Below are 7,517 nucleotides of genomic sequence, written 5' to 3'. Positions count from 1 at the left end.
CCTTTATCACTGGCGGGCAAGGAGGGATTAGGGGGCATAACTTACCGAAAAATTATTCTTTTTATTTCAATATATTAACTTAAATCGAACCACCCAATGTGTACCAAAACGTGTACCAAACCGTGTACCAGATTGAAAACAGGTTGACGTTTCATCGGCCTCACCTTAATAAGAACAAAGCAGGAACATTTAAGGCAAGTGAAAGGCAAGCCAATGGCAGATTGGCGCGAATACAATTGGAATCTTGCGTCTCTGCATGGATTCGCGATGAATGACGACCATTGCAACATCAGCTGCATTCATTGCGGATATTCGGCGAAGCTATATTTTGGACCGCTGCTGATCAAGCACGGCCCCACCTTCAAAATGGGGCCGTATCTTAAAAACCTGCGCTGTTCGCAATGCAATGGCCGGGGTGCCACACCGCGCACCAGTTCCCACATCCCGGAACGTGAGAAATCCCCGTTTTTCTGCCCGATCAGTCATAAATCAATTTATGACTGCCTCAAAGGTGCCTGCAAAAAGGGATGCACCCGCGCAGCCCTGCCTGAAATGGGCGAGTTTCAAAAATGATCAGTCCCCTTGATAATCGCACGCACCGCCGCCAGCTTTCCCTTGCAGTTATCATGCGCAGACAACAACCCGACGATATATATCCCCGTCTTAGTGTCAGTGTCGGGCTCTTGAGGCAAGGCAGGTCGCACAGCGCAGTCAAAAGCGGATTCCGGTATATCCTGCTTGATAAATTCAGTTCGCGTTATCACTTGCGGCCTGTTCGCGCAGGCGGTCAAAAAGCCCGCTAACAGCAGGACCAACACAACCATCATCTGGCGCATCGTTCACCCCCTTCAATAATTCAGTAAATTTTGTTTCCGCCTGCTTGCGCCGCTGTTGTTCCCGCAACATCGCCGCATCGGCCGCCGCACGATCCGCCTGCATACGTTCAATGGTTTTCAGGTTTGCGGCATTGGCGTCAGCCAAAACCTGATAACGCGCCTGTGCAGCATCAGCCCGGGCATTGGCAAGCCGAACCTGATAGAGCCACAAAAAACCGGCGGCCAGCACAACGCCGCCGCCGATTAGAACAAACCGCCAGTTCGCCAATACGAACCGCGCCGCCGTGATAAATGCCACCATCACCACCCCGCTTTGATTTTTTCGTACCAGCCCCAAATGCTGGTGACATAGTTAATTGTTTCGCGTGAATGCCGCCCTGTCACATCTGGCAAACAGGCAATAATGCGATCATAAAGCACCACCCCATTGCATTTGCGCTGTGCAGACAGCAAATGCCCCAACCCGGCGTTATAGCTGGCCAGTGCCAAACTATGCCGATCCCATTCCGGGCGCGGGCTGGACCATTCGGCACGCAATTCACCCATATAAAAAGCTGCCGCCTCAATAGAGAGACGCGGTACAAAAGCCGACGCATCAGGCGGCAATTTGGCTTTGCCAATAATCCCCGCCCAGGTGCCGGGCATGAATTGGCAAAGCCCCTGCGCCCCAACCGGCGAAACAGCATCCGGCACAAGGCGGCTTTCCTGCCAGCACTGCGCTTTTAAAATTCGCCAATCCACCCCCGGCATGTACCACCCGGCAGCTTGGCGAAATTTCAAATCATACCGCGAAGGTAATGGCGATTGCGAATAGGAAACAGACGGCCAGAATGCGGCAACCAAGATAAATCCCAACACCATGACCGTTTTTTTCATCATTCACCCACCGTTTAAAATCAAAGCCGGTTGCCAGGTCCAGCAACCGAAGCACCGCCCAGGCACAAAAAAAGGCCGCCGAAGCGACCAACAAACGGGATAAAAACCCCGACCCGATAATAGCCAACATCATAATCACCCCAAATCAGACATAAAAAAAACGCCAGCCCAAAAGACTGACGACACACAAAACACCCGAACACATAACCATTCGGAATCACTCTTTCGGCGATTGCCTTGCTACATAGGTTTGCAATATCCGGTCCACCAACGCCTCGGCCCCACGCGGCCCCAGCCATCCGCAAATGCCGATCACGGCAAGAGACTGATCCCCGTCAAGGGTCAAATAGGCCGCAATTCCGGCCCCGACAATCGCGCTAAACGCCGCCGTTGGCACCTCCCACAAAAGTTCCCACGACCAAAACCGGCGCTGCCCTAACCGCACAAGCCGCTGGTGCCACAATAACCGCGCCACCATTGCAATACCAAGCGCACCACCCCAGCTACGCACAGCGGAAATCCAATCTTGCCCAACATCCGGCGGTAGATGGTTCATTTCACCCCCCTTTAATCACCATAGGCCATCACGCCGCCGGGCCTCTTAATTCGTGCCATTTTCGGATCGTCGAAGCATTGCCCACATAAAATCTGTATGTTGACCCGACCGGAATAACCACAGTTGAACTATTTGTTCGATAATTATCGTAACTGTCTTTCGCTGCAATTTCCGACACGCCATCAATAATAAAATAAATGACGTTGTTGCTCCCCGATGCGTTATAGATCGACACAGACACCATAATGGGCTTGGCGGTATCATTTGTGTAATCGGTATTTTTGGCCCGCGATGCAGTAACGTCCTGCCATGTTTGCCCCTGCGCAAACCCACTACCAGCAATTTGATCAATCGCCTCTTGCACGTCATCGTTCACGCCGGTCAGTTGCGATCCGTCGCCATCTTTGCGCAGCAGCCCAGCAACACCACCACTAGCAATGCTGGATGTTCGCAAAAACGCATCAGCCATTAGACCATGATCAATCCACGCCGTATTCGCCGCATTGCGCTGTTTCAAATGCCCGCTCGTCGTGTCAGCCCACCACATATAGGGATATGTGGGTGACGGTGCCGTAGGGCCGGAATTTTGCGTAACAATGGCCGCAAGGGCATTGTTCACATCACCGCGAACGGCGATGCCCGACCCGTTAGAAATCTGATAATCATGTTGCCCCATTTTACATCACCACCCATTTTTTTTGGCTGCCTGTGCCATCCAGCTTGTTACACTGGACGGCACCACCGACATTACCCCGCCCTCGATCAGGGTGCGGAGCGTGTCATAAAGCGCCTTGTCAGCCCCCGGAAAATGCACCGCAATCGGCATAAACCGGCCATCATTTGCTGCATTTTCGCCCACCTGCCATTTATAGGCACCAGGCTTAAGATCAATATCCGCAGGCACCTGCACGCGCCCATCGGCATCATTTTCCGGGACTTCCTCAATCCCCAAAAAAATGCCGTCATTATCCAGCACCGCGACCGTCACGGTCGCGGCGTTTTCTTTCTTGCCCATATCAAAAGCCTCACTCACGCCAAAGCATCCGCGCGCACGCGGAGCGTTGAAATTTCCAGATTGTAGGATTGATCAGTTACCGACAGGCGCGCCTCAAACTGCACGCCCCGGCAATACACTTCCGCTGTGTCAAGCCGCTGCCAGGCAGACCACACCGCCCCGCCATCATCCGGGTCATCGGGCGTTGTGCGATACCACACGCTTACATCACCTTCACCTGAAACATCACCGTCAAATGATGCCCATTCATCAACAAGCCCGGGTCGCTGGTCAACTGTATCGATCACCGAAACAACAGCCATTTCAAAGTCCGCAACCAGCCTGCGCCGCGCCATGCCGCCAAAATCAAACCCGGACGCGTGGCGATATTTCCCGCTGGCGACAATCCCGCCAAGGGCATCGAAGCTGGCAATAGCATCAAAATCGGCAACGCCATCAATCTGCCCGGCCCCGGCCAATACCAGCTTGCCATCATCCACCCCGGTATTATCAAATGCCCCGGCCCAAACCGGGGCCTCTGACACCTCGCCAACATTAGTGAATGGCAGCACCGTTGCCCCATCGGACGCCACCCAGGCCGCGTCCGATGGCGTCCCGCTGCTATCGACAAATTGCAGCAGGTAACAGCCGGTTTTAAGCGGCAAAACTGCCATTGTATCGCCGCCCGGCAACGGGTCGCCAATGGTTGCACTTTCCGACACCAGCGGGTCAGACAAAGCCGGGCTCCACCGAAATCGACACTGCCCGCCCTGCCTTACATCAAGGTCAGGTGATTGCAACCAGCGTAACAGGGCATAGCCCCCACTGGTCGAAACCGTTAGGCCGTTCGGGGCTTGCGGCTTACCCGCCAGACCATAGATTTCCTTGCGCAATTGTACCGGATCAGACGACGCGCCGACCCGGTTAACCGCCACAACGTGGAAATCATAAACACCAGGGGCAATGTCAAAAATTTCCATTACCGGCGAAATCGATTCTGGCAACGCCGTCCATTCCAGCACCCCCAATTCGCGATATTCAAAATGGTAGCTTTGCACCATCGCATCGGGCGATACCCCGGCGGTCAAAACCGCCTTGGCCTTAACCCCCGATCCATCACGGGTGGAATATAAAACCTCGCTGACATCAAGGCCGTTAGGTGGCACCACATCGCCCAGACCAGGCAAGGTGCTGGCCGCATTGGCCGCTACAATCACTTCCTCGTCTACATCCCAGTCATAGGTTTGCGGGCTGGTTTCGCGCAAAGTCAGATCCACCCCGAAATAGGGCACATCCCCGTCATCACGCACCGCCAAATTCCAGCGGATCACCTCAAACGGTTTATCAACCCACCCCCATGATTCACGGTTAAATTTAACCACATCGCCCACCGTCACCTGAAAGGAAAACAGGTTGCATTTCAGGTCCACCTGCACTTGCTGGCGGTTTTTCAACAGGGCAATTTTCTGCAAACGCTGCCCGGCAGAAACGCTATCGGTAAACAAAAATTCCCGGTCTACGGGAATTTCCTGCCCGCCATCCTCTTCAATGAATAGTTGCGATTTAAGCACCGGCAAATCGGTGGGCTGCCAAAGGGTTGCCTTGCTGGCATAAACCCCGCGCACCACGTTAAACGTGTCACGCTTGGACTGTCTGGCCTGCACCGAAATCGCCCCGGTTAACCAGCTTTCATCTATCGCAACGGTTGGCGTGCGATAGGCCCCGGCCAATATCTTCCACTTGCCCCCGGCATTCACCACCAGCCCCGCACCGGGGTTGATCAATTCCTTAAGGTTATCACCAACCGGATTATCGGTATCGATCACGCCATTAACGACATAGCGTTTTTCCGTGCCGCCATCAGCAAGGGGAATATTTTCATCGCTAATATTGGCCGACGCGATCAGATCGTCAGCATCAAGGTCATCCCAGGCGGCACCAACACCAAGCTGGATCGTGGTATAGTCGGCAACGCACAACCCCCAATTATTGCTATAACCCCGCTCGCCCGTGCGGGGGTCTAAAATATCATTCTTACCTTTGACCATGCATTTGATCTGGGGGATGCCGCCTGCATATCGGTTGGCATCCCAACGCAGCCGCACATACAGCTTTGCGCACCCTCGTTGCCGATGCTCTACCGTCCATTCTGAATGGTAAAACCGCATTTTTGCCAACAATACTTCATCGCCGGCGTCGGTCCCGTCACCTTTCCAAAGCCAGCCAAAGCCCTGATATTCACCTTGCAAATCGCCGTAACCACCCCCGGACAAAACAACCTTATCGCCAAAATAAACATCCCCTATTTCTTCAACCGGGTGCCCTGAAAGCGTAATCAGGATATGAAGATACCGATTATTTTCTGTCACCGTTAAATAGGTGATCGGGCCTGAAACAATCGTTTCGCCATAGACAATTCGCCGCGATGTAATCGCCTGCTTGATCATTTGGCTATGGCCGCCAACATCAGCCAAACCCGACGATTTCGGCTTTTTGGCAAAGATCATCGCCCCGGCATAAGACACAATTGCGCCCGCAATCGCTCCCGCGACCGCCGCAACCCAACCAGCAACAAACGCCGCTGCCGCCGCCTGCGCCGCCGATGCCGCTGCCGCCGCTGCTACCGCTACCGCTACCTGTGGCATGTTTCAAACCCTCCAGGCACGCAGCCCATCTTGCAAGGGCACATAAACAAGGCCATCCTTGCCTTGTGCCGCCCAATTTTTACCCATGCACACGGCCAATGCTGGCCCGTCATCGCTGGGCACCAGCCCGCAATCACCGCGCCGCGCAAATAACGGCGGTACATCAGCAAACCCACAGGCGGCAAATGCCTTAACCACCGTAGACTCAACCCCGCCCCCGGCATAATCTCGCATCACGCGGATGGCGCTGCGCCGGTCATGGCACCGCCCCCGCAATTCGCCAGCAGGGTCAATCCCGGTTATTGCCAGCACGGCATCACAGGCAGTAAGGCAACAGTCAGATTTTCCCCACAAAAAAGGCCGCGTTCCCGCGACCTTATGCCAACCCTCTAGCAACATTTCCCAATGCGGCAATCGCCGCACAGCCTTGGCATTCATCACCATCACCCCAGCCCTTGCCCCCACGAAATTTCCATTTCCTGCAAGCGCGGAACAAATTCAAAACCCAAATCGCCGGAATATTCCGCTCGCTGGTCCTGATCGGTATAGCGCCGCGTGCGCGCCCGTTCCAAATCCACCAGCGCATTTTCTGCTGTCAAACCAATGACGCAACTTGTGGCATCATCGGTAACAACCGGAACATCGGTTTTGCCAGAAAAACCCTGCAAAGGTTCACCCACCAGGGCCCCGTCATCACCCATCGCCGCGATCAGGATTTGTGCCGGCAACCCTTGCCGAATTTGACGCAAAGCCATATCAACCAAATCGGGCGACACCCCCGACAGGGAAAACGTCACGCCATTGGCCTGCACATCGGCGGTTTCGGTAACGTCAGATATGCCCAAAAAATCGCCGCCCCCCAGCCACGTTTCACCCGCATAATCAAGGCTGCCGATGCCCGACCACATACGCACATCACCTTGCGCAGTGCCAATCTGGCACAATACCAACGGGCTAAGACTTGCTGCCGTAAACTGCCCCGCCAAATCCGCATGAATGTCACGGGTCATGCCAAAACCTCGACCGCACTAAAAGTTATATTTTCCACCCCGATCCGAACACTTTCCATTTCAGGAATATTGCCCGGCACATAAAAAACCGATTGCGGGGCTTCTATCTCAATCGGGGCAAGGTTAGCAGGCGAAGCCGTCAAACGCGGCCACAGCAACAAACTCGCTTTTCCTTCCTCGTCGCTATCCGTATCAATAAGCACCCGGTGCATGCGCGAAGCGGCACCACTGCCAAGACCGATATAATCCCCGGCCTTTAAAATCCCCGGAACATCCGCCGACCAACCCGACGTTTCCAACGCCGCACCAAGCTGCCCGGCCCCATCCACCACCGGCGAACCGGCTGCAACCCCGCGTGGCCCGAAATAATCTTTCGGCCCCATCAGAAAATTGCCTTCCGACCCGTTCAACGCCAAAAAAAACGCCGCCCATTCCGCCGCATGGTCCCGGTTGCGCAGCTTGGGCAGCGTGATATCCGCTGCCCAAGCCTGCCCCTGAAATACCTGCACCTGACTTTGAAAAGTAAACGGGCTGCGCGTTCGTGCAACAGCCGTCTGGTTTTTCCATCGAATTGACTGCACCCCGGGCTTCACCGGTAAC

The 7,517-nt window shown here is 54.6% G+C and carries 9 protein-coding genes; all 9 read right to left on the bottom strand.

From position 1 onward, the window contains the following. Positions 1-747 precede the first annotated feature (747 nt). The 9 genes from TMES_RS10110 to TMES_RS10065 all read right to left on the bottom strand — a co-directional run bounded on the left by TMES_RS10110 (position 748) and on the right by TMES_RS10065 (position 7,498). Complete coding sequence (locus TMES_RS10110; RefSeq protein WP_085582021.1) at positions 748-1,137, bottom strand: hypothetical protein; 390 nt, start codon at positions 1,135-1,137, stop codon at positions 748-750. Continuing rightward, positions 1,137-1,715: a transglycosylase SLT domain-containing protein gene (locus TMES_RS10105; protein WP_211275897.1), complete on the bottom strand. Its 579-nt coding sequence runs from the start codon at positions 1,713-1,715 to the stop codon at positions 1,137-1,139. The genes TMES_RS10110 and TMES_RS10105 overlap by 1 nt, the downstream gene beginning before the upstream one ends. Before the next feature lie 214 nt (positions 1,716-1,929). Then, the gene (locus TMES_RS10095) at positions 1,930-2,268 is read right to left on the bottom strand and encodes a phage holin family protein (protein ID WP_085582017.1); all 339 of its coding nucleotides are present in this window, start codon (positions 2,266-2,268) and stop codon (positions 1,930-1,932) included. A 28-nt stretch (positions 2,269-2,296) separates the two neighbouring features. Then, the gene (locus tag TMES_RS10090; RefSeq protein ID WP_158091219.1) at positions 2,297-2,887 is read right to left on the bottom strand and encodes a hypothetical protein; all 591 of its coding nucleotides are present in this window, start codon (positions 2,885-2,887) and stop codon (positions 2,297-2,299) included. Between the two features lie 63 nt (positions 2,888-2,950). Continuing rightward, positions 2,951-3,301 (bottom strand): hypothetical protein, encoded by a 351-nt coding sequence (locus TMES_RS10085; RefSeq protein ID WP_143589609.1) that lies wholly within the window; start codon positions 3,299-3,301, stop codon positions 2,951-2,953. Continuing rightward, the gene (locus tag TMES_RS10080) at positions 3,298-5,907 is read right to left on the bottom strand and encodes a phage tail protein (RefSeq protein ID WP_085582011.1); all 2,610 of its coding nucleotides are present in this window, start codon (positions 5,905-5,907) and stop codon (positions 3,298-3,300) included. The genes TMES_RS10085 and TMES_RS10080 overlap by 4 nt, the downstream gene beginning before the upstream one ends. Before the next feature lie 3 nt (positions 5,908-5,910). Beyond that, on the bottom strand, positions 5,911-6,372 hold the full coding sequence (locus TMES_RS10075) for a DUF6950 family protein (protein ID WP_143589608.1): 462 nt from the start codon (positions 6,370-6,372) through the stop codon (positions 5,911-5,913). After that, the gene (locus TMES_RS10070) at positions 6,351-6,917 is read right to left on the bottom strand and encodes a hypothetical protein (RefSeq protein WP_085582007.1); all 567 of its coding nucleotides are present in this window, start codon (positions 6,915-6,917) and stop codon (positions 6,351-6,353) included. The genes TMES_RS10075 and TMES_RS10070 overlap by 22 nt, the downstream gene beginning before the upstream one ends. Further along, positions 6,914-7,498 carry a hypothetical protein gene (locus TMES_RS10065; protein ID WP_143589607.1) on the bottom strand — a complete coding sequence of 195 codons (585 nt, stop codon included), beginning with the start codon at positions 7,496-7,498 and terminating at the stop codon, positions 6,914-6,916. The genes TMES_RS10070 and TMES_RS10065 overlap by 4 nt, the downstream gene beginning before the upstream one ends. Positions 7,499-7,517 lie beyond the last annotated feature (19 nt).

It is taken from the genome of Thalassospira mesophila (assembly GCF_002115755.1).
In the GTDB taxonomy this organism is placed as follows: domain Bacteria; phylum Pseudomonadota; class Alphaproteobacteria; order Rhodospirillales; family Thalassospiraceae; genus Thalassospira; species Thalassospira mesophila.
This window is presented reverse-complemented; position numbering and strand designations above follow the sequence as displayed.